Below are 23,295 nucleotides of genomic sequence, written 5' to 3' on the forward strand. Positions count from 1 at the left end.
CCGACCGATTTGCCTACAATCGAGTTTTCCCGTTCCACCGTCTTCCATCCGCCCGCGCCATGAACGCATCGCATCCCTCGCAAGATCCGTCGCAAACCTCGCTGCTCTCGCCCTCTTTCCCCTCCCGCCTGCCCGACGTCGGCACGACGATCTTCACGGTGATGAGCGCGCTCGCCGCAGAAAAGGGCGCGGTGAACCTTGGCCAGGGCTTTCCCGATTTCGACTGCGATTCGCGCATCGTCGACGCCGTCGCGCAGGCCATGCGCGACGGCCACAACCAGTACCCGCCGATGGCCGGCATGGCCGTGCTGCGCGAAGCCATCGCGGAGAAGGTCGCGAATATCTACGGTCATCGCTACGACGCCAACACTGAAATCACCGTGACGGCGGGCGCCACCCAGGCGCTGCTCACGGCGATCCTGTGCGCGGTGCATCCCGGCGACGAGGCCATCGTGGTGGAGCCGACCTACGACAGCTACCTGCCGTCGATCGAACTGGCGGGCGGCAAGCCCGTGTTCGTGACGCTCGAAGCGCCCGACTATGCGATTCCGTTCGACCGCCTCGCTGCGGCCATCACGCCAAAGACCCGCCTCATTCTCATCAACACCCCACACAACCCCACAGGGACCGTGTGGCGCGCCGAGGACATGCGCAAGCTCGAAGAGATCGTGCGCGGCACCAATGTGCTGATTCTCTCCGACGAAGTCTACGAACACATGGTCTACGACGGCCAGCCGCACGAGAGCGTCGCGCGCTATCCGGAACTCGCGGCGCGCAGCTTCATCGTGTCGAGCTTCGGCAAGACTTTTCACGTGACGGGCTGGAAGGTCGGCTACGTGGCCGCGCCGGCGCCGCTCACCGCCGAATTCCGCAAGGTGCATCAATTCAACGTGTTCACCGTGAACACGCCGATGCAGGTCGGTCTCGCGCAATACCTGCGCGACCCAAAGCCGTACCTGGAGCTGCCCGCTTTCTATCAGAACAAACGCGACTTCTTCCGCGCCGGTCTCGCGAACTCGCGCTTCAAGCTGCTGCCGTGCCAGGGCACGTACTTTCAATGCGTGGACTATTCGGCAATCAGCGACCTGCCCGAAGCCGAATTCTCGAAGTGGCTCACGGCCGAAATTGGCGTGGCGGCCATTCCGGTTTCGGCGTTCTATCACGAGCCGCACGAATCGGGCGTCGTGCGCTTTTGTTTCGCCAAGCAGGAAAGCACGCTCGCGACCGCGCTCGAACGCCTCGTTCGGCTCTGAAGCCCGGCGACGCGCGATGCATCCGCGAACGGCAAGGCGTTCCCGAGCATCGCGCAAGGCGGCGCGCACTCCCGCACGCTGTACCGCGCCGCAAAGCCGCCTGCCGAGCTGCCGATGCCATGCAAGCGCCAAGCTTACGCATTGGCTTCGATATAGGCCTTGCGCTCGGCAGCCACGCGCTGGGCCGCAGGCCGCTCGCCCACGCGCTTCAGGTAGGACTTCCAGTCCACGCCGGCTTCGGCGAGAAGGTCGCGACCGTAAATTTTCTGCGTCGCCATCGCGACAAGCGGCAAGCTCGCGAACGCCACAATGTCCACGATCCCGAACTGCTCCCCGCACACATACGGCGCGAACTTCGCGAGCCGCTTGAAGCTCGCGATATAACGGTTCAGGCGCTTCTCGACGCTCGCCTTGACGTCCGCGCTCACCGTCCCGCCGAAGAACGCTTCGGCATAGAGTTCGCGCACCGAGAGTTCCAGATGCGTCTCGATCACGGCAATGAGCTCACGCTCCTTTGCCGCCGCCCATGGATCGGCGGAGAAAATGCGCTTCTCGGGATAGCAAGCCGCCAGATATTCGACGATCACTTCCGACTCGCACAGAAAGCCGTGCTCGGTCTCGACGAACGGCACCTTGCCCGTGGGCGACTGCGCCAATTGCGCCTCGGCAAGCGGGAGTTTCGCCGTCACTTCCTCGAACGCGATGCCATACTCGAGCATCACGAACTTGACCTTGTTGTAGTAGTTCGACAGCGCAAAACCATGCAGCTTGATCATTCTCATTGCCTCCTTGAAGGCAGCGGCGTCCGTCTTGAACCCGCTGAATCGTTTTCGTTAAATTGTACGACCGTGCTATTCTAGGCCAATCATGGAGCCAGGCTTCCAATGACTTCCCATCATTTCAACATTGAGACAATTGGCATCGTCGGCACCGGCGCAATGGGCCGCGGCATCGCCCAGATTGCCGCGCAGGCGGGCCTCGCGGTGCGCCTCTACGATACCAATGCGCAGGCGGTCGCCGCAGCGAGCGCGTATCTCGCCGATACCTTCACGAAACTCGCCACAAAAGGCAAGCTTAGCGAGACCGATGCCAACGCCGCGCTCGCGCGCATCACGGGCGTGCACACGATCGACGGCCTTGCTGGCTGCGATCTGGTGGTCGAAGCGATCGTCGAGAACCTGGACGCCAAGCGCGTCCTCTTCCGCGAACTCGAAACCGTGGTGAGCGGCAAGTGCCTGCTCGTTTCGAACACGTCGTCGCTGTCGATCACGGCGATCGCCGCTGCCTGCGGCGATCCCTCGCGCGTCGCGGGCTATCACTTCTTCAACCCCGTGCCGCTGATGAAGGTCGTCGAGGTCATCGACGGTCTGCGCAGCGACCCCGCCGCCGGCGACGCCCTCATGGCGCTCGCGCGCCGCATGGGCCACACGCCCGTGCGCGCGAAGGACATGCCGGGCTTCATCGTCAATCACGCGGGCCGCGGCATGAACACCGAGGGCTTGCGCGTGGCCGGCGAAGGCGTGGCGAGCTTCGCCGATATCGACCGCATCATGCGCGAGCAGGCCGGCTTTCGACTCGGGCCGTTCGAACTGTTGGACCTGACCGCGCTCGATGTCTCGCATCCCGTGATGGAGTCGATCTATCACCAGTTCTACGAGGAGCCGCGCTTCACGCCTTCGCCCATCACCGGCGTGCGCCTCGCGGGCGGGCTCGTTGGCCGCAAGAGCGGTGAGGGCTTCTATCGTTATGTCGATGGCAAGCAGCAAGTGCCCGAAGAACCCGCCGCGCCCACGACGCTGCCCGCGCGCGTCTGGGTGAGCCGCCGCAATGCTGCAGCGCGCGAGGCCGTGCTCGCGCTTGCCGCCCAGGCGGGCGTCGCCATCGACGAAGGCGACGCGCCCGGCGCCGACTCGCTCATCGTGATCGCGCCGCTCGGCCTCGACGCCACCACCGCTGCACTCGAAGAGCAACTCGACGCAAGCCGCGTCATCGCCATCGACACGCTGTTCCCGATCGCCAGCGCGAAGCGCCGCACGCTGATGACGACGCCCGCCACCACGCGCGCCGCACGCGATGCGGGCCATGCGCTCTTCGCCGCCGACGGCGTACCGGTCACGGTGATCCGCGATTCCACGGGCTTCGTCGCGCAGCGCATCGTCGCGACGATCGTGAATATCGGCTGCGACATCGCACAGAAGCAAATCGCGTCGCCGCACGATATCGATCTGGCTGTCACGCTCGGCCTCGGCTACCCGCAGGGGCCGCTCGCACTCGGCGACACACTGGGCGCACGCACGATCCTCGCCATCCTGAACAACATTCACGCCGTGCTCGGCGACCCGCGCTATCGCCCATCGCCGTGGCTCGCGCGCCGCGCGCAGCTCGGTCTTGCTCTCACGCAACCCGACGCGGCAGACATCAACACAACAAACGAGGCACAGCAATGAGCGCAGAACTCCGCAGCACTCGCCCGCACGACCACGAATCCACACTCGTGCTGACGCTGTCGAACCCCGGCGCGCGCAACGCGCTGCATCCAGACATGTACGCCGCCGCCATCGAAGCATTCGATGCAGCCGAACGCGACAACTCGCTGCGCGCGATCGTTATCACGGGCGCCGACAACTTCTTTTGCGCGGGCGGCAACCTGAACCGTCTGCTCGAAAACCGCGCCAAGGATCCTTCCGTGCAAGCCGCCAGCATCGACATGCTCGCGCAATGGGTCACGGCCATGCGCCAGTCGAGCAAGCTGGTGATCGCCGCGGTCGAAGGCGCGGCTGCGGGCGCGGGCTTCTCGCTGGCGCTCGCAGCCGACTTGCTGGTCGCCGCCGACGACGCAAAATTCGTCATGGCCTACTCGCGCGTGGGCCTCACGCCGGACGGCGGCGGCTCATGGTTCCTCGCGCGTGCGCTGCCGCGCGCGCTTGCCTTCGAGTTGATGGTCGAAGGCAAGCCCATCGGCGCATCGCGCCTCGCGGACCTGGGCGTCGTGAACCGCGTCGCAAAACCGCAGAAGGCGCTCGATACGGCGCTCGCCTGGGCAGACGATCTCGCGAAGATCTCGCCGAACGCGGTCGCCCGTATCAAGGGGCTGACGAGCGCAGCGGACATGCAGTCGCTCGACGACCACCTCATTGCGGAACGCGAGAGCTTCGTGACTTCGCTGCATCACCGCGACGGGCTCGAAGGCATCACCGCGTTCCTCGAAAAGCGGCAACCGGTGTACAAGCGATAAGCGAATCGTCGCGCCTGTAACGCTTCGACGCGGCCCGACGAGAAGGGAGACGAACATGGCACAAGCCACCCCGAATGCAGGCAAGACAACCGCCAGCGACTCGACCGACTTTTCGGCGTTCGAAGGCACGCGCGCCGTTGCCGAGCGTCAGCGTTTCGACACCGGGGCGCTGACCGCCTGGCTCGCCGCGCACGTCGACGGCTTTGAAGGACCGCTCTCGGTCGAGCAGTTCGCCGGCGGCCAGTCGAACCCCACGTTCAAGCTCGTCACGGCAGAGCGCAGCTACGTGATGCGCGCGAAGCCCGCACCGAAGGCGAAGCTACTGCCTTCGGCGCACGCAATCGAGCGCGAGTATCGCGTGATGGCCGCGCTCGGCGCCACCGACGTCCCCGTCGCGAAGATGCTCGCGCTCTGCGAGGACGAAGCCGTGATCGGCCGCGCGTTCTACGTCATGGAGTTCGTCGAGGGCCGCGTCCTGTGGGACCAGGCGCTGCCCGGCATGACGCGCGAGCAGCGCGGCGAGATCTACGCCGAGATGAACCGCGTGATCGCCGCGCTCCACAACGTGAATCCCAACGCCATCGGACTTGCCGATTATGGCAAGCCCGGCAATTACTTCGCACGCCAGATCGACCGCTGGAGCCGCCAGTACCAGGCTTCGCAAACCGAGCCGATCGACGCAATGAACCGGCTGATCGAATGGCTGCCGCAGCATCTGCCCGACGACACGGGGGCGCGCGTTTCGGTCGTGCATGGCGACTACCGGCTCGACAACCTGATCTTCCACCCCACCGAGCCGCGCGTGCTCGCGGTGCTCGACTGGGAACTCTCGACGCTCGGCGACCCGCTCGCCGACTTTTCGTATCAATGCATGGCCTGGCATGTGGAACCGGGCCAGTTCCGCGGCATCGGCGGGCTAGACTGGCAAGCGCTCGGCATTCCCGACGAGCAGCATTACGTACAGCGCTATTGCGAGCGTACGGGCCTCGAGATTCGCGGCGACTGGAACTTCTATCTCGCCTACAACATGTTCCGTATCGCGGCCATCCTCCAGGGGATCATGAAGCGCGTAGTCGAAGGCACGGCCGCGAGCGCCCAGGCCGCCGACGCAGCGCGACGCGCAAGGCCGATGGCCGAGCTCGCGTGGCAGTATGCGCAAAAGGTGCGCTAGCGCCGCTTCGCCTCCCATCGATTCGATCGGCATTCCATCAGCACTCGATCCTTACGCGGTGCTCCTTATTTGCGAGGTCACGGATGAATTTCGACTATTCCCCGAAAGTGCAGGCGCTTCGCGAGAAACTGCTCGCGTTCTTCGATGAACACATCTACCCGAACGAGACCGTCTATCACGAGGAAGTCGAGCGCAATCGCGCGAACGGCGATGCCTGGATACCCACACAGATCGTCGAGCAACTCAAGCTGAAGGCGCGCGAGGCCGGCCTCTGGAATCTGTTCCTGCCCGATTCGACACGCGGCGCGGGGCTCACCAACCTCGAATATGCGCCGCTGTGCGAGATCATGGGCCGCGTGATCTGGGCGCCCGAGGTATTCAATTGCAACGCGCCCGACACCGGCAACATGGAGACCATCGAGCGCTACGGCACCGAGGAACACAAGCGCCAGTGGCTAACGCCGCTGCTGGAAGGCCAGATTCGCTCGGCCTTCCTGATGACGGAGCCCGAGGTGGCTTCGTCGGATGCGACCAACATCCAGACGCGCATCGAGCGTGACGGCGACCACTACGTGATCAACGGCACGAAATGGTGGTCCTCGGGCGCCGGCGATCCGCGCTGCGCGGTGTATATCGTGATGGGCAAGACCAATCCCGATGCGCCGCGCCACGCGCAGCAATCGATGATACTCGTGCCGTCCGACACGGCCGGCATCACGGTCAGACGTCCGCTCACCGTGTTCGGCTACGACGACGCGCCGCACGGACACATGGAAATCACGCTCGAGAACGTGCGCGTGCCGGCATCGAACATCCTGCTGGGCGAAGGCCGCGGCTTCGAAATCGCACAAGGGCGACTCGGGCCGGGCCGCATCCACCATTGCATGCGCCTGATCGGCGTTGCCGAGCGCGCAATCGAATTCATGGCGCAGCGCGCGCTCTCGCGCACTGCGTTCGGCAAGACCATCGCGCAGCAGACGGTCACTCAGGAGCGTATCGCGGAGGCCCGCTGCATGATCGAGCAGGCGCGCCTGCTCACGCTCAAGACCGCGTACATGATGGACACGGTGGGCAACAAGGGCGCGCGCGGAGAAATCGCGATGATCAAGGTAGTCGCGCCGAACATGGCCTGCCAGGTGCTCGACTGGGCCATCCAGGTGCATGGCGGCGGCGGTGTGAGCGGCGACTTCCCGCTCGCTTATGCTTACGCACACGCGCGCACGCTGCGTTTCGCCGATGGCCCCGACGAGGTGCACCGCAACGCCATTGCCAGGCTCGAGCTCGCGCGCTACACCAATCCGGCGGCGGCTTCGCGTGTGGAGATGCCGATCACGCGTTCATAGACGATCGAGGCCCGAAGCCCGCTTCTGGTCCGCAAGCAAGATCAAGCCCACAAGCGCAGCAGGGGTGCTCATGCGCCCTCTGCGCGGCCCGCCGATCTATGCTAATTTGCGCCAGTCCACGCGCCGCGCAAGTCTGGCGACGCCTTCGTCCAGGTGCCAAGGAGCCACGATGATCGATGTCTACAGCTGGGCCACGCCCAACGGCCACAAAGTCCATATCATGCTCGAGGAGACCGGCCTCGAGTATCGCGTGCATCCCATCGATATCGGAGCCGGCGACCAGTTCAAGCCCGAGTTCCTCGAAATCAGCCCGAACAACAAAATCCCTGCCATCACGGATTCCGAGGGCCCCGTGCGCGCCGACGGCAAGCCGTTTTCGCTGTTCGAGTCGGGCGCGATCCTGATCTATCTGGCCGCGAAAACCGGCAAGTTCATGCCTGAAGACCTCGCGGCCCGCTACGACGTGCTGCAATGGGTGATGTTCCAGATGGGCGGCCTCGGGCCCATGCTCGGCCAGGCACACCACTTCCGCATCTACGCGCCCGAGAAAATCGAGTACGCTGTGAACCGCTACACGAACGAGGCCCGGCGCCTCTACAACGTGATGGAAACGCAGCTGGAAAAATCCGAATATCTGGCCGGCGATGATTACACCATCGCCGATATCGCCGCGTTCCCGTGGACGCGCTCGTGGCAAAACCAGGGCATCGATCTCGACGCGCTGCCCAACGTGAAGCGCTGGCATGAGACCATCGCGGCGCGCCCTGCGGTCCAGCGCGGCGTCGAAGTGCTGGCGAACGCCCGCAAGGCGCTCACGGACGACAAGGCGCGAGAGATCCTGTTTGGCGCGACGCAGTACGCGAAGCACGGCTCGAAAGCAGCCTGACGATCGGCACAAGCCAAAACGAACAAGGGGCGCGCGGCTTGTGGCCGGGCGCCCCTTGTTCATTCCGAGCGTGCGCAAATGGACACGCGCGCTCAGTGATTCAGAAGTAATGCCGTGTGATGAATTCGGCCACGCACGCGGGCCGCTCGCTGCCCTCGCATTCGATGGCGATGTCCCAGACGACTTGGGCACCGCCGCCCTCGACATCGCTCACCTCTTTCACGCCAATACGCGCCCGCACCCGCGCGCCCACGGGCACCGGCGACGTGAAGCGCACCCGGTTGAGCCCATAGTTCACGCCCATGCGCTGACGCATCGGGACCGTCTCCGTGAGCAGCGCCGGCACGAGCGAGAGCGTGAGAAAGCCATGGGCGATCGGCCCGCCGAATGGCGATTCGCGGCGCGCACGCTCCGCGTCGACATGAATCCACTGATGATCGTCGGTCGCGTCGGCGAAGCCCAGCACGCTCGCCTCGCTCACCGTGCGCCAGTCGCTCAGGAGCGGTTGCGCACCCACGAGCGCGCGCAAGGCCGCGACGTCGGCGATTTCCACCGCAGTCACCGCGCTCAAGATGCATCTCCCGGATGGGTCAGCCCGAACAGCCCCTTCGAGCTCACCGTCACGACGATCTCGCCGTGCTGATTGCGGCCTTCCCAGCGTGTCTCGACGATCCCGCGATCCGGCTTGCTTTGAGAAACGCGCTTGCTCACGATGTTGTTGGTCAACGTAATCGTGTCGCCGACGCGCACCGGTTTGATCCAGCGGATCTCGTCGATTCCAGGCGAGCCCATCGACGTCGAGCCCTCGAGGAAGTTGCGCACGAGCAGGCCCATCATGACCGAGCACGTGTGCCAGCCACTCGCGACAAGGCCGCCGAAGTGCGACGCCTCGCCGGCCGCCTCGCTCAAATGAAACGGCTGCGGGTCGAATTGCTGCGCGAACTGCACGATCTCCTCGCGCCCGAACGTATGCGAGCCGACTTCATACGCCTTGCCCACTTCGAGATCTTCGTAACTCACTCCCATCGATGCCTCTCCGTTTCATGTTGCATTTCGACGCGCTTCATAACGCCTTACCCGCACGCGCGCATTGAACCTCAAGCGGCCGCCTGCGCAAATCCAGGCAGCGAAGCAAAACGTTCGAGATGGTGATCGACGTCACCGAGCGTGGTCTCGATGATCGTGAGCCGCTTGAACAAATGTGCTGCCGAGACTTCGTTGGTCACACCCATGCCGCCATGCAACTGCACGGCCTGCTGGCCGACGTAGCGCGCCGCCTGCCCGACGCGAACCTTGGCTGCCGAAATCGCGCGGCGCCGCTCGTCAGCCGAAGCGCTACTGTAACGCGCAGCCGCCAGATATGTGAGCGAGCGTGCCTGCTCGCCATGGATCAGCATCTCGGCCATGCGGTGCTGGAGCGCCTGGAAATGCGCGATCGGCACGCCGAACTGCTGGCGCGTCTTCGTGTACTCGACGGTCGCATGATTGAGGGCGTCGATGGCGCCAACGGCTTCCGCGCACAGCAGGAAGGTTGCGTAATCGGCAATTCTCTCCCACGTGGCCGCGCCCGCGCCAGCAAGGCGGCTCGCACTCGCGCCGTCGAATTTGAGCGTCGCAGCGCGCTGGCCGTCGATCGTGCGATAGTCGCTCACCTCGACGCTCTTCTCATCGCGCCGCACCACGAACAGCGCGACTTCGCCCGCGAGGCGGGCCGGCACGATCCAGTAGTTGGCCTGCGCGCCGTGCTGCACGACCGACTTGCTGCCCGTGAGCGTAAAGCCGTCGCCCGTTTCCTTTGCGAGCGTGCCGAGAGCAAACAGGTCATAGCGCGCATCGGGTTCATGAAATGCCGCAGCGAACTTGATCTCGCCGGCCGCCGCGCGCTCCAGCAGTTGCGCGTTTTGCGCATTTTCCGCGCTCGTAAGCTTTAGCGCCTCGATGCCCACGGCAGTCGCCCAGTACGGCTCGATCACGAGCGCACGGCCCAGTTCCTGCATGACCACGAGCATGTCGAACGGCGAACCGTCGAAACCGCCCTGCTCCGCCGGCACCGGCAGCGCCGTGAGGCCAAGTTCGACGAACGCGTTCCAGTGCGCAGCCGAAACGCCCTCAGGCGTCTTCACGATCGCCTGGCGCGCTTCGAAGCCGTAATTCTTGTCGAGATAGCGACGCAGCGCGTCGGCAAGTTGCTGTTGCTCTTCGGTGAAATTGAAGTCCATTGCGCCGCTCCTCAAATCCCCAGAATCATCTGCGCGATGATGTTCTTCTGGATTTCGTTCGACCCGCCGTAAATCGACGTCTTGCGATAGTTGAAGTAGTAAGCCGCGAGCGGTGCTGCATCATCGTCGCCGCCGGCCGCGTGTGCACGCTCGCCCTCGAGGAACGCCGGATCGAACGGCGCGGCCAGCGGACCGACCGCATCGACCATCAACTCGGTGAGCGCCTGCTGGATTTCGGTGCCCTTGATCTTGAGCATCGACGCCTCGGGCCCAGGGCCCCGACCATGGCCACTGCTCGCGATCACACGCTCGGCGGTCACTTCGAGCCCCATCAACTCGATTTCGACGGCGGCCACGCGCGCCGCGAAAACCGGATCGTGCAGCAACGGCTTGCCGTGCTTCTTCTGCTCCAGCGCGACACGTTTGAGGAACGCGAGTTCGCGCTTCGACGCGCCCACGCGCGCGATGCCCGTTCGCTCATGGCCAAGCAGATATTTCGCATAGGTCCAGCCGCGGTTCTCTTCGCCAACGAGATTCTCGACCGGGACTTTCACGTCTTCGAAGAATACTTCGTTCACCTCATGGTCTTCATCGAGCATGATGATCGGGCGCACGGTGATGCCGGGCGTCTTCATGTCGATGAGCAGAAACGAGATGCCCTCCTGCTTCTTCGCGGCGGGATCTGTACGCACGAGGCAGAAGATCATGTCGGCGTGCTGGCCGAGCGTGGTCCAGGTCTTCTGACCATTCACGACGTAGTGGTCGCCCTCGCGAACAGCACGCGTGCGCAAAGAGGCCAGATCCGAGCCAGAGCCGGGTTCGGAATAGCCCTGGCACCACCAGTCTTCGCCGGAGAGAATGCGCGGCAGATAGCGTCGCTTTTGCGCGTCGTTACCGTACTTCATGAGCACGGGCGCGACCATCGAGACACCGAATGGCAGGACCATCGGCGCGCCAATGCGGCCGCATTCCTCGTCCCAGATGTGGCGCTGCGTTTCGTTCCAGCCCGGGCCGCCATATTCGGCTGGCCACGCTGGCACCGACCAGCCGCGCTGACCGAGCAGCTTGTGCCAGTTGGCGATGTCGTCGCGGCTGAGGCGCTTGTGATTGAGTACTTTTTCGCGCACGGCTTGAGGCAGATTGGCCTCGAGCCAGGCGCGGACTTCGGCGCGAAATGCGTCGTCGGTGGGGGTGTAGTCGAGATCCATGCGGGTTGTCTCCTGGCCGCGGACGGTGGGGAATACACCCCAAGCCACGGCGAAGACCCGCATCACCTTATTGCAGCGGGCCCTTCAACGCGGCCGGAACCGGCAGCGGCATCACATCGATGCCTTCTTCGACGAGAGCTTGCGCATCTTCCGCTGATGCCACCCCGCGGATATTGCGCGCCGGCGCTTCGTTGTAGTGAATGCGCCGCGCCTCCTCGACGAAACGGTCGCCTACGTTCTCCGTCTTCTCCAGGACCTCGCGCATCACCCGCATCGCATGCGCCTGCCATTGCGCCGCCTGTGCCGCTTGAGCGGACTGTGGCGCCTGGCCTGCAGCGGACGATGCCGCGCTCGCGCCCGAAAGATTCAGTCGGGGTGCGGACGGCACGCGGCTTACATTGGTGGCGCCGCACATCGGACATTCAACCAGCTTGCGCGAAAGCTGCGACTCGAAGTCGTCAGCGGAAGCGAACCAGCCTTCAAACCGATGGCCGTCTGGGCACTGTAAATCGAGGACCTTCATGAGAATCGAGGCTTGCGTTGAGTGTAGCTCAAAATGTACATTTGTGAACGATCGTTCGTAACTTTTTACCCAAGGTATTCGCTATCTCCCCGGTACCGAACGGCCGGTTTGCCGGTGATTGTAGCGCCGCCCAGCACGGTGCGCTCAGCGCAAAAAAGCCTGGCTGATATGAATACGGCGGCCTTCGAAAAGCGAAGGCCGCCGTATTCAATGGATTGGCGTGCAGGCGCCGCCAGCGGCGCGCGAAGCTCAGCCCCGCTCAGGCTGCCCGAGCGGCCAGGCGCCCGACAGCGCCTTTTCGAGCCAGAACGTGCCGATGATTGTCTTCACATCGGTGATCTTGCCGGTCCGCACCCATTCGAGCAGTTCGGGCAGCGTTGCCGTGAACGTCTCGAGAAACTCGCCGTCGTCGAGCTTGGCCTCGCCCGCGGTCAAACCGCGCGCAAGATAGATGTCGATGAATTCGGTCGAGTACGAAATCACGGGATGAATCTGCGCGAGATAGACATACTCGCGCGCCGCGTAGCCCGTCTCTTCCTTGAGCTCGCGGATCGCGCAGGCAAGCGCGCCTTCCTGCGGATCGAGCTTGCCGGCCGGGAATTCGGTCATCACTCGCGAAAGCGGATACCGATATTGACGCTCCATCAGCACGCGGCCATCGTCGAAAAGCGGGATCACCATGACGGCGCCCGGATGCTGGACATACTCGCGCGTCGCATGCTTGCCGTCGGGCAAAGCAACCGTGTCGCACTTGAGCGTAAGGAATTTGCCCGCGTGGAGCGTCGTGCTTTCCACACACGTCTCGGCGAGCGCCGGGTCGTGCTTATGATGTTCAGCAGCCATGTTCAACCTCTGGGAAGCGCTTGTACGGATAAATCGCGGGAAACCGCAATGTGATCGAATGGCGTGCTCCTCGTGCGGGACGAGGAGCACGCATTACGCCGGGCGGCGTTTGACGAGATATTGCCAGGTGAAGCCGGGGAACGCGAACACGACAAACAGACTGAACGTGATGGCGTAGAACTGCCAGCCCTGGTCAAAGCGGTTGCCGGCGCGCGCCTCCAGCATGAAGCCGAACGCGCCAACCACAAAATACAGCACGATCATTTCGGCAATGCGAATCCACACGCTTTTCTTCTGCGCGCGCAACGGCACCATACCGAACAATCGCTGATTGAGAAACGGCAGGTTGGCGCCCGCGAGCGCCAGCAACACAATAAACCACCCTGCTGCCGACATTACAGAGGCAGCGTATGCGAGACGGCCCGCAGGCAGAGCGACATCAGCGGTCCGGGGACAATGCCGAGCACCAGCACCGCCACGCCATTGAGCGTGAGCAGCGCGCGATTGCAGGCATGGCTCTCGATCGGCGCGGTGTCCTGCGGCGTGTCGAAGTACATCAGCTTGACGATGCGCAGGTAGTAGAACGCGCCGAACAGCGACGTAATGACCGCGAGCACGGCAAGCCAGGTCAGGCCCGCATTCATGGTCGCTTCGAGCACGGCAAGCTTCGCGTAGAAGCCGACCGTCGGCGGGATGCCGGCGAGCGAGAACATCATGAGCATCATGACGAACGCAAACACCGGGCTGCGCTGGTTCAGACCCTTGAGGTCGTCGAGCGTTTCAGCCTCGAAATCGCGGCGGGCCAGCAGCATGATGACGCCGAACGCGCCAAGCGTCGTGATCAGATAGACGATGCTGTAGAACATCGCCGAGCTGTACGCACTGGCCGCCCCGGTCGCCTTGTTGTCGACGATGCCGGCCAGCAGGCCGAGCAGCACGAAGCCCATGTTCGAGATCGCCGAGTAAGCCAGCATGCGCTTGACATTGCGCTGGACGATACCCGTGATGTTGCCGACGATCATCGAGAGCGCCGCCAGAATGATCAGCATTTCCTGCCAGTCCACGGCCAGCGGCAACAGACCCATGACGAGGAAGCGCACGGCCCACGCGAACGCCGCGACCTTCGGGCCGCCACCGGTGAGCAGCGTCATGGCCGTAGGCGCGCCTTGATAGACATCGGGCACCCACATGTGGAACGGCACCGCGCCCATTTTGAACGCCACGCCCGCGACGATGAACACCACGCCAAACAGCAGCACGATGTCGTTGATGTGGCCCGAGGCAACCGCCTTGAACACGTCGCCGAGGTCGAGCGAGCCGGTCGCACCATACAGCATCGAGATGCCGTAGAGCAGGAAGCCTGACGCGAGCGCGCCCAGCACGTAGTACTTCATGGCCGCTTCGTTCGACTGCGTCGCGTTACGGCGCAGCGCGATAACCGCGTAGAGCGACAGCGACATCAGCTCGAGGCCGAGGTACAGCGTGAGGAAGTTGTTGCCCGAGATCATCACGATCTGGCCAAGCAACGAGAACATGCCGAGCAGGAAGAACTCGCCCCGGAACATGTCGCGGTCTTCGAGGTACTTGCGCGAGTACACGATCGTGACCGCGTAGCCGAGCGTGACCACCGACTTCATGGCGCTGGCGAACGCGTCCACCACGTACATCCGCGTGAAGTAGTAGTACACGTGCGGATCGAACGCGTTCACCGCGAACCAGATGCCGGCGATCAAGGTCGTCAGCAGCGCGATGAAATAGGTCGTGCGCCGGCCCGAAGGGCCGGTGAACGTGTCGTTGAGCCACGCAACGACGACACCGGCCATGACCAGCGCGTCGGGTAGCAGAGCGTTCATAGGGGCGTTTGGCATGATCTTTTGTTCCTCCGCTCGTATTACTGTGACAGCGGCAGCTTCGACACTGCGACGTGGGAGAGGAGGTTTTCCACGGAAACGTGCATCACATCGGTAAAGGGCTTCGGGTAGACGCCCATGAAAAGCGTGAGCAGCGCGAGCACCCCGAGAATCAGGTATTCACGGCTGCTGATGTCCTTCAGCTCGCGAACATGGTCGTTCGCGACGGCGCCGAAGTACACCCGCTTGTACAGCCACAACGTATAGGCCGCGCCCAGGATCAGCGTGAACGCCGCCCCGAAAGCGATCCAGAAGTTGAACTTCACTGCCGCCAGAATCACCATGAATTCGCCGACGAATCCCGAGGTGCCCGGCAGGCCGCAGTTGGCCATCGCGAACAGCATGGCCAGCGCCGCGAATTTCGGCATCGTGTTGACGACGCCGCCGTAATCGGCAATGTCGCGCGTGTGCATGCGGTCATACAGCACTCCGATGCAAAGGAACATCGCGCCCGAGACGAAGCCGTGCGAGATCATCTGGACGATTGCGCCTTCCATCGCCAGTTGGCTCGACGGGCCGAACATAAAGAAGCCGAGCGTGACGAAGCCCATGTGCGCGATCGACGAGTACGCAACCAGCTTCTTCATATCCGACTGCACGATCGCCACGAGACCAATGTAGATCACGGCGATCAGCGACAGCGTGATGATTACCGGCGCCAGATAGTGACTCGCATCGGGCGTGACCGGCAGCGAGAAACGCAGGAAACCGTACGCGCCGAGCTTCAGCATGATGGCGGCCAGCACCACCGAGCCGCCCGTGGGGGCCTCGACGTGCGCATCCGGCAACCACGTGTGGACCGGCCACATCGGCACCTTGACCGCGAACGCGAAGAAGAACGCGATGAACAGCAGGATCTGCGGCGTCATTGCAAGCTTCGCGCCCTGCCACGTAGCAAGATCGAACGTCCCCGTCTCGCGGTAGAGGTACAGCAACGCGATCAGCATCAGCAGCGAGCCGGCCAGCGTATAGAGAAAGAACTTGAACGCCGCATACACGCGGTTCGGACCGCCCCACACGCCGATGATGATGTACATCGGAATGAGCGTGGCCTCGAAGAACACGTAGAACAGCAGACCGTCGGCGGCGCAGAAGACGCCAACCATCAACCCCGACAAGATGAGGAACGCGGCGTAATACTGGGCGACGTTCTTCTGGATCACTTGCCAGCCCGCGATCACAACGATCACTGTGATAAGTGCAGTCAGCACCACGAGCCACAATGAAATGCCGTCGATGCCGAGGTGATACGAAATATTGAACCGCTCGATCCAGACCGACTTCTCCTCAAACTGGAGTGCAGCCGTGGTCGTGTCGAAGCCCGAAACGAGCGGAAGGGTGACGAGGAAACTAAGCACCGAACCGATGAGCGCGAGCCAGCGGTCCGCGCTCGAGCTCCGAAGGGAACCCACTATAAGAACGATGATGCCGAAAACGATCGGCATCCAGATCGCAATACTGAGAATCGGAGTTGCGTGCATGCGTTTTTTTCCTCGCCTTCTTATTTGCCGCTGAGCGTTACAAACAGAGTAAGGAGGCCAAGCATGCCAATGATCATGGCAAATGCGTAGTGGTAGATATAGCCGGATTGCAGGAAACGAATGACCGATGCAAACCAGCCGATAAACTTGGCGCTCCCATTCACGACACCGTCGATCACGACGACATCGCCTTCCTTCCACAGCCCTCGACCGATAGCGACCGCTCCGCGAGCGAAGACGACTTCGTTGATCTTGTCCAGGTAATACGCATTCGTCAGCAGCCTGTACACCGGCGAGAACATGCGCGACACGACGGCCGGCAGATCCGGGCGCTTCATGTAGAAGAACCAGGCCACGATCACACCCGCGAGTGCAAGCCACACTGGCAGACCCGAGAACGCGTGCGTGCCCATCGCGACCCAGCCATGGAATTCTTCACCCATCTCAGCAAGCGCCGGGTGATTTTCGCCAATGAAAATGACTTTCTGGAACGCTACGCCGTGCGCGAAGAAGTCGCCGAACAGCAGCGGCTGAATCGCATAGGCGCCGGCGATCACCGACGGGATTGCGAGCAGGACCAGCGGCACCCAGATCACCCACGGCGACTCGTGCGGCACGTGAACGTGGTGATCGTCGTGGCCATGGCCGTTGCCGTGACCATGCACTGCAGCTTCGGCGCCCATCGGCGAATCGGGATGCTTCGGATTACGGAAGCGCTCTTCACCGTGGAACACGAGGAAGTACATGCGGAACGAGTACAGCGCCGTCACGAACACGCTCGCGACCACCGCGAAATAGGCGATGCCCGAGCCCGCAAGGTGCGATGCCTTCACCGCCTCGATGATCGAGTCCTTCGAATAGAAGCCCGAGAAGAACGGCGTGCCGATCAGCGCGAGCGAGCCGATGAGCGAAGTGATCCACGTAATGGGCATGTACTTGCGCAGGCCGCCCATGTTGCGCATGTCCTGGTCGTGGTGCATGCCGATGATGACCGAGCCCGCGCCGAGGAACAGCAGCGCCTTGAAGAACGCGTGCGTCATCAGGTGGAACATCGCGACAGGATACGCCGACACGCCGAGCGCCACGGTCATGTAGCCGAGCTGCGAGAGCGTGGAGTAAGCGACCACGCGCTTGATGTCGTGCTGCACGATGCCGAGGAAGCCCATGAAGAGCGCGGTAATCGAACCGATCACGACGATGAACGAAAGCGCGGCGTCCGACAGTTCGAACAGCGGCGACATGCGCGCGACCATGAAGATGCCGGCCGTCACCATGGTGGCGGCGTGGATCAGCGCCGAGATCGGCGTCGGGCCTTCCATCGAGTCAGGCAGCCAGACGTGCAGCGGGAACTGCGCCGACTTGCCCATCGCGCCGACGAACAGGCAGATGCACGAGACCGTGAGCAGGTTCCACGAGGTGCCCGGGAACGTCAGCGCGGCAATTTCGTGGCCCTTCGCGAACACGTCGTTGTAATTGAGCGAACCGCCGTACGCGAGCAGCAGGCCGATGCCCAGCAGGAAGCCGAAGTCGCCCACGCGGTTCACGAGGAACGCCTTCATGTTCGCGTAGATGGCGCTTTCACGCTTGAAGTAGAAGCCGATCAGCAGGTACGAGACGAGGCCCACTGCTTCCCAGCCGAAGAACAGCTGCAGGAAGTTGTTGCTCATCACGAGCATCAGCATCGAGAACGTGAACAGCGCGATGTACGAGAAGAAGCGCTGGTAGCCCTCTTCTTCCGCCATGTAGCCGATCGTGTAGATATGCACCATCAGCGACACGAAGGTCACGACGATCATCATCAGCGCCGTCAACGAGTCGACCAGGAAGCCCACTTCGAACTTCAGGCCGCCCACCGACATCCATTCGTAGATGGTCGCGTTGAAGCTCGCGCCGTTCATCACGTCGAAGAACGTGATGCACGAGAGCACGAAAGCAATCGCGACGCCGAGAATGGTGACCGTATGCGCGCCCGCGCGCCCCACCGTTTTGCCGAACAACCCGGCAATGAGAGAACCGGCGAGCGGCGCCAGCGGGATCGCCAGCAATAGGGTTTCGTTGAGTGTCGTTGCCATAAACAGAGCCTGCCTTAACCTTTGAGCTGATCGAGGTCCTCGACATTGATCGTGTCGAGGCTGCGGAACAGAGTCACAAGAATAGCCAGACCAATTGCGGCTTCCGCTGCCGCAACAGTTAGCACGAAGAACACGAAAATCTGTCCGTGAACGTCACCTAGGTAATGAGAAAACGCTACGAAATTGGTGTTCACCGCTAACAACATCAACTCGATCGCCATCAGGATGATGATGACGTTGCGCCGATTCAGAAAAATGCCGACGATCGAGATCGCAAAGAGGATCGCGCCGAGGACGAGGTAATGGGCCAGGGTCAACATAATGCTCTCCTCTACGCTTGGCTCTTGGTGCCGGTCGCGGCCGGGGTCGCTTCGACGTCGCTCGCCTCGGCCACTTCCGGAACTTCCTTGACCGCAGGCATCTTCACGAGGCGCACGCGGTCCTGGCGACGCACGCTAACCTGCTTCGAAACGTTCTGGCGCTTGGCGTTCTTGGGCTCGCGCACGGTCAGCGAAATAGCCGCGACGATCGCCACGAGCAGCACGAGGCCGGCAATTTCGAATGCGAAGATGTAATCGGTATAGATGATCTTGCCGATCAGGTGCGTATTCGACACCGATGCGGCGGCCGCGGCCGAGGTATCCGGCACCGGCGCCGTGGTCGCACCATAGCCGTGCCACAGAATCAGCGCGGTCTCGATCACGATGATCGCTCCCACGATGGTCGCCACCGGCACGAAGCGCTTGAAGTCGCGGCTCAGCACGTCGATGTTGATGTCCAGCATCATCACCACGAACAGGAACAGCACCATCACCGCGCCCACGTAGACGAGCACCAGCAGGATCGCGAGGAATTCGGCCTCGAGCAGCATCCACACCGCGGCCGCGTTGAAGAACGCGAGCACGAGGAAGAGCGCGGACGAGACAGGATTGCGCGAGGTGATCACCTTCAGCCCTGATAGCGTGAGCAGCAGCGCGAAGATGTAGAACAGGACGGTCGTGAATTCCATGATTACTGGTTCATCGTTGAGGCCATCGTAAGGCGGATTGCGCAGCGCAAACTGGCGGCCAGACCAGAAGGCGTCGCGCCGCGGTTCCCGGGCTGCGGCTTTGCGGCGCCCGGCTTTTGCCCAGACACACACGTTCCCCGCAGCGGACCCGAACTGCGGGCCGATACAGCGTCAAACTGAAGATCAACGGTACGGTGCATCTGCTGCCTTGTTCGCCGCGATCTGCGCTTCGTAGCGGTCGCCGACGGCCAGCAGCATATCCTTCGTGAAATACAGATCGCCGCGCTTCTCGCCGTGATACTCGAGAATGTGCGTCTCGACAATCGAGTCGACCGGGCAGCTCTCTTCGCAGAAGCCGCAGAAGATGCACTTGGTCAGGTCGATGTCGTAGCGCGTGGTGCGGCGCGTGTTGTCCGCGCGCACTTCCGATTCGATCGTGATCGCGAGCGCGGGACACACGGCCTCGCACAGCTTGCACGCGATGCAGCGCTCTTCGCCGTTTTCATAGCGCCGCAATGCATGCAGGCCACGAAAGCGCGGGGAGATCGGAGTCTTCTCTTCCGGAAACTGCACGGTGAACTTGCGCTTGAAGGTATAGCGCCCCGTCAGCGCGAGCCCCTTGAGCAGCTCGGTCAGGAAGAACGTCTTGAAGAAGTTTTGGATAGCGGTCATGTTTCCTTCGCCCCTTATTTCCAGATGCTCAGCGGCGACATATACCAGAAGCCGATCACGATCAGCCACACGACGCACACCGGAATAAACACCTTCCAGCCAAGACGCATGATCTGGTCATAGCGATAGCGCGGGAACGTCGCGCGCGCCCAGATGAACACCGACAGGAAGAAGAAAGTCTTCAGCACCAGCCAAAAGACGCCCGGAATGAAATCGAGGAACGCGAACGGTGCGCTCCAGCCGCCGAGGAACAGCACGGACGTAAGCGCCGAGATCACGATCATGTTGATGTACTCAGCAAGGAAGAAGAGCGCAAAGCCCATCCCCGAGTACTCGATCATGTGGCCGGCGACGATTTCAGACTCCCCTTCCACCACGTCGAACGGATGGCGGTTCGTTTCGGCGAGGCCCGAGATGAAGTAGACGACGAACATCGGCAGCAGCGGCAGCCAGTTCCACGAGAGGAACGTGACGCCGTGGCTCGCGAACATGCCTTGCATTTGGCCGCGAACGATGTCCGAGAGGTTCAGGCTGCCCGACACCATCAGCACCACGACCAGCGCGAAGCCCATCGCGATTTCATATGAGACCATCTGCGCCGCGGCGCGCATCGCGCCAAGGAACGCATACTTCGAGTTCGAGGCCCAGCCCGCGAGAATCACGCCGTAGACGCCGAACGACGAAATCGCCATCACGTAGAGCAAACCCGCGTTGATGTCGCCGAGCACCGCGCCCGCCTGGAACGGAATCACCGCCCAGACCGCGAAGGCCGGCACCACCACCATGATCGGAGCGACCATGTAGATCCAGCGGCTCGCCTGCGCGGGCTGAATGACTTCCTTGAGCAGCAGCTTCAGCACGTCGGCGATCGGCTGCAACATGCCGCCGGGACCCACGCGATTCGGGCCGAGACGCACGTGCATCCAGCCGATCAGCTTGCGCTCCCACAGGATCAGGTACGCCACGCACAGCAGGATCACCACCGCGACGACGAGAATGCGCACCAGCGCCCAGACGGTGGGCCATGCCACGCCGAGCAGCTGGCTGCCGCCTGCATTGATCGTATCGAACAAGCTCATTTACGCCTTCTCCACCAGCAGTTCACCGAACAGGCTGCCGAGCTGCGCGGCGGCCGGCGTTGCTGCCGACACGCGCACCGCCGTCGGCGCAAGATTCGCATCGCGCGTCGCGGGCGCGGTCACCGAGAGCTCGCCCTGGCGCACGCGCACGGCGTCGCCCTCTTTCAGGCCGAGCTGGTCGAAGAGCGCGGCCGGCAAGCCGATGGTGTTCGCCACGCGTGCCGCCATTGTGAGCTGCAGCGCCTCGCCGCGACGCACGAGTTGATCGGCGCGGTAGATAGGCACGTCGGAGATGCGCTCGAAGCGGCCAACGGCTGCCTTCGCAAGGCTGCCTCGAGTCACCTGGGCCGTGGCTTTGTTCGACAGGCGCGCAGTGATGTCGCCCTCGCCGAGCGCCTTGCGGCGCACGTCTTCCGATGTTTCGTACTCGAAGCCCTGCGCGCCGAGCAGCGTGCCGAGCACGCGCAGGACCTTCCAGGCCGGCCGCGTGTCGCCGAGCGGACGCACGACGCCGTTGAACGACTGGACCGTGCCCTCCGCGTTGACGAACGTGCCCGAGGTCTCCGTGAACGGCGAGATGGGCAGCAGCACGTCGGCGTAGTCGAGGCCGGTCTTGAACGGCGAGAACACAGCGACCATCTCGGCCTGCGCAAGCGCGGCGCGCGCGGCAGCCGGGTTGGCCGTATCGAACTCGGGTTCGACGTTGAACAGCAAGTAACCCTTGCGCGGCTGCTCGAACACTTCGCGAGCGTTCAGGCCGTTGCTTCCCGGCAAGGCGCCCACGAGGTGCGCGCCGACCGTATTCGCAGCTTCGGTGAGGAAACCGAGCGTCGCACCCATCGTTTCGGCGATGAACTGCGCAGCCGCATGCAGCCGCGCGAATTCCGGATGCTGGACGGCAGCGTTGCCGAGCAGCACGAAGCGGCGCTCGCCGCTCGCGAGCGAGGCGGCCACCTGCTTTGCGGCGTCGTTCGCCTGCGCGCCGGCGAAGCCTTCAGGCAGCGCAACACCCTTCGCCTCCGCAGCCGCCGCGGCAATCGCAGCCAGTTCGTCAAGCCATGCCGAAGGCGCGGCGACGATACGCTGCGCGTTCGGGATCAGCGAGCCGTCAGCCGATGCCTGCAGGAATGCCACGCTTGCGCCGCCCTTGGCTGCCTGGCGCAGACGCGCGGCGAACAGCGCGTGGTCGCGGCGCAGGAACGAGCCGATCACGAACGCCGAGTCGGCATACGACAGATCCGCAATCTTGGTGCCGAGCCACGGCGCGCCCGCGAGCGGCGCCGAGAAGTCGCTCTGGCGCAGCCGGAAGTCGACGTTCGGCGTACCGATCGCGTCCGCGAACTGCTTCGCGAGATAGAGTTCTTCGGCCGTGCTGTGCGGGCTCGCGAGCAGAGCGAGCTGGTTCTCGCCGTGCTCGTCGCTGATGCCCTTGATACCCTTCACCACGTATTCGAGCGCGGTCTGCCAGTCGGTCTCGACCCACTGGCCACCCTGCTTGATCATCGGATGCGTGAGGCGATCCTCGGCGTTCAGCCCTTCATACGAGAAGCGGTCCTTGTCCGAGATCCAGCACTCGTTGATGGCTTCGTTCTCGAACGGCAGCACGCGCATCACGCGGTTGTTCTTCACCTGCACGACGAGGTTCGCGCCCGTCGAATCGTGCGGGCTCACCGACTTGCGGCGCGACAGTTCCCACGTACGCGCGGAGAAGCGGAACGGCTTGCTCGTGAGCGCGCCGACCGGGCACAGGTCAATCATGTTGCCCGAGAGTTCCGAGTCCACCGTCTTGCCGACGAAAGTGCTGATTTCCGAGTGCATGCTGCGGCCGAGCATGCCGAGTTCCATCACACCGGCAATTTCGTCGCCGAAGCGCACGCAGCGCGTGCAGTGAATGCAGCGCGTCATCTCTTCCATCGAGATGAGCGGGCCAACGTTCTTGTGGAACACGACGCGCTTTTCCTCGCTATAGCGCGAGGCCGACTTGCCATAGCCAACCGCCAGATCCTGCAACTGGCATTCGCCGCCCTGATCGCAGATCGGGCAGTCGAGCGGGTGGTTGATCAACAGGAATTCCATCACGGCTTGCTGACCCTGCACGGCCTTGTCGGACGTCGTGCGCACGACCATGCCTTGCGACACCGGCGTCGCGCACGCGGGCACGGCCTTCGGCATCTTCTCGACATCAACGAGACACATCCGGCAGTTGGCCGCGATGGACAGCTTCTTGTGATAGCAGAAGTGCGGAATGTACGTGTCGACCCGTTGCGCAGCCTGGATCACCATGCTGCCTTCGGGCACCTGCACCTTCTTGCCGTCTATTTCAAGTTCAACCATGATGGTTAATCGTCCCTAACCTGTTACCGCTCAATTACCCAGCGGCATGCCCCGTCA

The 23,295-nt window shown here is 63.1% G+C and carries 22 protein-coding genes; 6 read left to right on the forward strand and 16 right to left on the reverse strand.

Translation table 11 applies throughout. The annotated features are described in order from the left end of the window. Positions 1–59 precede the first annotated feature (59 nt). Entirely contained in the window at positions 60–1,253 is a 1,194-nt protein-coding gene (locus tag PWP93_RS08040; RefSeq protein WP_421044071.1) for a pyridoxal phosphate-dependent aminotransferase, read from the forward strand. A 134-nt stretch (positions 1,254–1,387) separates the two neighbouring features. On the opposite strand, the gene PWP93_RS08045 is transcribed toward PWP93_RS08040, so the two are convergent. After that, the gene (locus PWP93_RS08045) at positions 1,388–2,029 is read right to left on the reverse strand and encodes a glutathione S-transferase (protein WP_421023575.1); all 642 of its coding nucleotides are present in this window, start codon (positions 2,027–2,029) and stop codon (positions 1,388–1,390) included. Positions 2,030–2,137: 108 nt separating this feature from the next. Here PWP93_RS08045 and PWP93_RS08050 point away from each other — a divergent pair, with 108 nt between their 5' ends. The 5 genes from PWP93_RS08050 to PWP93_RS08070 all read left to right on the forward strand — a co-directional run bounded on the left by PWP93_RS08050 (position 2,138) and on the right by PWP93_RS08070 (position 7,888). Then, positions 2,138–3,700, forward strand: a complete 1,563-nt coding sequence (locus tag PWP93_RS08050) for a 3-hydroxyacyl-CoA dehydrogenase (protein ID WP_421044072.1) — start codon at positions 2,138–2,140, stop codon at positions 3,698–3,700. Beyond that, positions 3,697–4,488, forward strand: a complete 792-nt coding sequence (locus PWP93_RS08055; protein WP_421023573.1) for an oxepin-CoA hydrolase, alternative type — start codon at positions 3,697–3,699, stop codon at positions 4,486–4,488. Before PWP93_RS08050 ends, PWP93_RS08055 begins: the two co-directional genes overlap by 4 nt. A gap of 55 nt (positions 4,489–4,543) precedes the next feature. Further along, positions 4,544–5,659 carry a phosphotransferase gene (locus PWP93_RS08060; RefSeq protein ID WP_421044073.1) on the forward strand — a complete coding sequence of 372 codons (1,116 nt, stop codon included), beginning with the start codon at positions 4,544–4,546 and terminating at the stop codon, positions 5,657–5,659. A gap of 83 nt (positions 5,660–5,742) precedes the next feature. Further along, on the forward strand, positions 5,743–7,002 hold the full coding sequence (locus tag PWP93_RS08065; RefSeq protein ID WP_421044074.1) for an acyl-CoA dehydrogenase: 1,260 nt from the start codon (positions 5,743–5,745) through the stop codon (positions 7,000–7,002). A gap of 169 nt (positions 7,003–7,171) precedes the next feature. Further along, positions 7,172–7,888, forward strand: a complete 717-nt coding sequence (locus PWP93_RS08070; RefSeq protein ID WP_421044075.1) for a glutathione binding-like protein — start codon at positions 7,172–7,174, stop codon at positions 7,886–7,888. 100 nt (positions 7,889–7,988) lie between these two features. Here PWP93_RS08070 and PWP93_RS08075 read toward each other — a convergent pair whose 3' ends face one another. The 15 genes from PWP93_RS08075 to nuoG form a co-directional block, all read right to left on the reverse strand. Then, positions 7,989–8,459: a MaoC family dehydratase gene (locus PWP93_RS08075; protein ID WP_421044076.1), complete on the reverse strand. Its 471-nt coding sequence runs from the start codon at positions 8,457–8,459 to the stop codon at positions 7,989–7,991. Continuing rightward, on the reverse strand, positions 8,456–8,914 hold the full coding sequence (locus PWP93_RS08080; RefSeq protein WP_421044077.1) for a MaoC family dehydratase: 459 nt from the start codon (positions 8,912–8,914) through the stop codon (positions 8,456–8,458). Before PWP93_RS08080 ends, PWP93_RS08075 begins: the two co-directional genes overlap by 4 nt. A 71-nt stretch (positions 8,915–8,985) precedes the next feature. Beyond that, entirely contained in the window at positions 8,986–10,107 is a 1,122-nt protein-coding gene (locus PWP93_RS08085; RefSeq protein ID WP_421044078.1) for an acyl-CoA dehydrogenase family protein, read from the reverse strand. Positions 10,108–10,118: 11 nt separating this feature from the next. Continuing rightward, positions 10,119–11,315, reverse strand: coding sequence for an acyl-CoA dehydrogenase family protein (locus PWP93_RS08090; protein ID WP_421023567.1), 1,197 nt, complete (start codon positions 11,313–11,315; stop codon positions 10,119–10,121). A gap of 67 nt (positions 11,316–11,382) precedes the next feature. Then, a complete protein-coding gene (locus PWP93_RS08095) occupies positions 11,383–11,838 on the reverse strand; it encodes a DUF1178 family protein (RefSeq protein WP_421044079.1) in 456 nt (151 codons plus the stop codon). A 249-nt stretch (positions 11,839–12,087) separates the two neighbouring features. Then, positions 12,088–12,681, reverse strand: a complete 594-nt coding sequence (locus PWP93_RS08100) for an NUDIX domain-containing protein (RefSeq protein ID WP_421044080.1) — start codon at positions 12,679–12,681, stop codon at positions 12,088–12,090. 93 nt (positions 12,682–12,774) lie between these two features. Beyond that, positions 12,775–13,077 (reverse strand): DUF2818 family protein, encoded by a 303-nt coding sequence (locus PWP93_RS08105; RefSeq protein WP_421044081.1) that lies wholly within the window; start codon positions 13,075–13,077, stop codon positions 12,775–12,777. Then, on the reverse strand, positions 13,077–14,549 hold the full coding sequence (nuoN, locus tag PWP93_RS08110) for an NADH-quinone oxidoreductase subunit NuoN (protein WP_421044082.1): 1,473 nt from the start codon (positions 14,547–14,549) through the stop codon (positions 13,077–13,079). The genes PWP93_RS08105 and nuoN overlap by 1 nt, the downstream gene beginning before the upstream one ends. 23 nt (positions 14,550–14,572) lie before the next feature. Next, the gene (locus PWP93_RS08115; protein ID WP_421044083.1) at positions 14,573–16,072 is read right to left on the reverse strand and encodes an NADH-quinone oxidoreductase subunit M; all 1,500 of its coding nucleotides are present in this window, start codon (positions 16,070–16,072) and stop codon (positions 14,573–14,575) included. 20 nt (positions 16,073–16,092) lie between these two features. Further along, on the reverse strand, positions 16,093–18,144 hold the full coding sequence (gene nuoL / locus PWP93_RS08120; RefSeq protein ID WP_421044084.1) for an NADH-quinone oxidoreductase subunit L: 2,052 nt from the start codon (positions 18,142–18,144) through the stop codon (positions 16,093–16,095). A gap of 14 nt (positions 18,145–18,158) precedes the next feature. Continuing rightward, entirely contained in the window at positions 18,159–18,464 is a 306-nt protein-coding gene (gene nuoK / locus PWP93_RS08125) for an NADH-quinone oxidoreductase subunit NuoK (protein WP_006052894.1), read from the reverse strand. 11 nt (positions 18,465–18,475) lie between these two features. Continuing rightward, the gene (locus PWP93_RS08130) at positions 18,476–19,153 is read right to left on the reverse strand and encodes an NADH-quinone oxidoreductase subunit J (RefSeq protein WP_421044085.1); all 678 of its coding nucleotides are present in this window, start codon (positions 19,151–19,153) and stop codon (positions 18,476–18,478) included. A 183-nt stretch (positions 19,154–19,336) separates the two neighbouring features. Further along, positions 19,337–19,825, reverse strand: a complete 489-nt coding sequence (nuoI, locus tag PWP93_RS08135; protein WP_129561604.1) for an NADH-quinone oxidoreductase subunit NuoI — start codon at positions 19,823–19,825, stop codon at positions 19,337–19,339. A 14-nt stretch (positions 19,826–19,839) separates the two neighbouring features. After that, positions 19,840–20,904, reverse strand: coding sequence for an NADH-quinone oxidoreductase subunit NuoH (gene nuoH, locus PWP93_RS08140; protein WP_035534409.1), 1,065 nt, complete (start codon positions 20,902–20,904; stop codon positions 19,840–19,842). After that, entirely contained in the window at positions 20,905–23,238 is a 2,334-nt protein-coding gene (nuoG, locus tag PWP93_RS08145; RefSeq protein ID WP_421044086.1) for an NADH-quinone oxidoreductase subunit NuoG, read from the reverse strand. Positions 23,239–23,295: the final 57 nt, after the last annotated feature.

It is taken from the genome of Paraburkholderia sp. A1RI-2L, from assembly GCF_048957375.1.
GTDB lineage: Bacteria > Pseudomonadota > Gammaproteobacteria > Burkholderiales > Burkholderiaceae > Paraburkholderia.

Bases quoted from the DNA above. Each gene is read 5' to 3' on its own strand.
- PWP93_RS08130 (WP_421044085.1), bottom strand. From the start codon at position 19,153: ATGGAATTCACGACCGTCCTGTTCTACATCTTCGCGCTGCTGCTCACG.
- nuoN (WP_421044082.1), bottom strand. From the start codon at position 14,549: ATGCCAAACGCCCCTATGAACGCTCTGCTACCCGACGCGCTGGTCATG.
- PWP93_RS08115 (WP_421044083.1), bottom strand. From the start codon at position 16,072: ATGCACGCAACTCCGATTCTCAGTATTGCGATCTGGATGCCGATCGTT.
- PWP93_RS08105 (WP_421044081.1), bottom strand. From the start codon at position 13,077: ATGTCGGCAGCAGGGTGGTTTATTGTGTTGCTGGCGCTCGCGGGCGCC.
- nuoH (WP_035534409.1), bottom strand. From the start codon at position 20,904: ATGAGCTTGTTCGATACGATCAATGCAGGCGGCAGCCAGCTGCTCGGC.
- PWP93_RS08060 (WP_421044073.1), top strand. From the start codon at position 4,544: ATGGCACAAGCCACCCCGAATGCAGGCAAGACAACCGCCAGCGACTCG.
- PWP93_RS08055 (WP_421023573.1), top strand. From the start codon at position 3,697: ATGAGCGCAGAACTCCGCAGCACTCGCCCGCACGACCACGAATCCACA.
- nuoI (WP_129561604.1), bottom strand. From the start codon at position 19,825: ATGACCGCTATCCAAAACTTCTTCAAGACGTTCTTCCTGACCGAGCTG.
- PWP93_RS08090 (WP_421023567.1), bottom strand. From the start codon at position 11,315: ATGGATCTCGACTACACCCCCACCGACGACGCATTTCGCGCCGAAGTC.
- PWP93_RS08085 (WP_421044078.1), bottom strand. From the start codon at position 10,107: ATGGACTTCAATTTCACCGAAGAGCAACAGCAACTTGCCGACGCGCTG.
- PWP93_RS08070 (WP_421044075.1), top strand. From the start codon at position 7,172: ATGATCGATGTCTACAGCTGGGCCACGCCCAACGGCCACAAAGTCCAT.
- PWP93_RS08040 (WP_421044071.1), top strand. From the start codon at position 60: ATGAACGCATCGCATCCCTCGCAAGATCCGTCGCAAACCTCGCTGCTC.
- PWP93_RS08095 (WP_421044079.1), bottom strand. From the start codon at position 11,838: ATGAAGGTCCTCGATTTACAGTGCCCAGACGGCCATCGGTTTGAAGGC.
- nuoG (WP_421044086.1), bottom strand. From the start codon at position 23,238: ATGGTTGAACTTGAAATAGACGGCAAGAAGGTGCAGGTGCCCGAAGGC.
- PWP93_RS08100 (WP_421044080.1), bottom strand. From the start codon at position 12,681: ATGGCTGCTGAACATCATAAGCACGACCCGGCGCTCGCCGAGACGTGT.
- PWP93_RS08065 (WP_421044074.1), top strand. From the start codon at position 5,743: ATGAATTTCGACTATTCCCCGAAAGTGCAGGCGCTTCGCGAGAAACTG.
- PWP93_RS08045 (WP_421023575.1), bottom strand. From the start codon at position 2,029: ATGATCAAGCTGCATGGTTTTGCGCTGTCGAACTACTACAACAAGGTC.
- PWP93_RS08080 (WP_421044077.1), bottom strand. From the start codon at position 8,914: ATGGGAGTGAGTTACGAAGATCTCGAAGTGGGCAAGGCGTATGAAGTC.
- nuoL (WP_421044084.1), bottom strand. From the start codon at position 18,144: ATGGCAACGACACTCAACGAAACCCTATTGCTGGCGATCCCGCTGGCG.
- PWP93_RS08050 (WP_421044072.1), top strand. From the start codon at position 2,138: ATGACTTCCCATCATTTCAACATTGAGACAATTGGCATCGTCGGCACC.
- nuoK (WP_006052894.1), bottom strand. From the start codon at position 18,464: ATGTTGACCCTGGCCCATTACCTCGTCCTCGGCGCGATCCTCTTTGCG.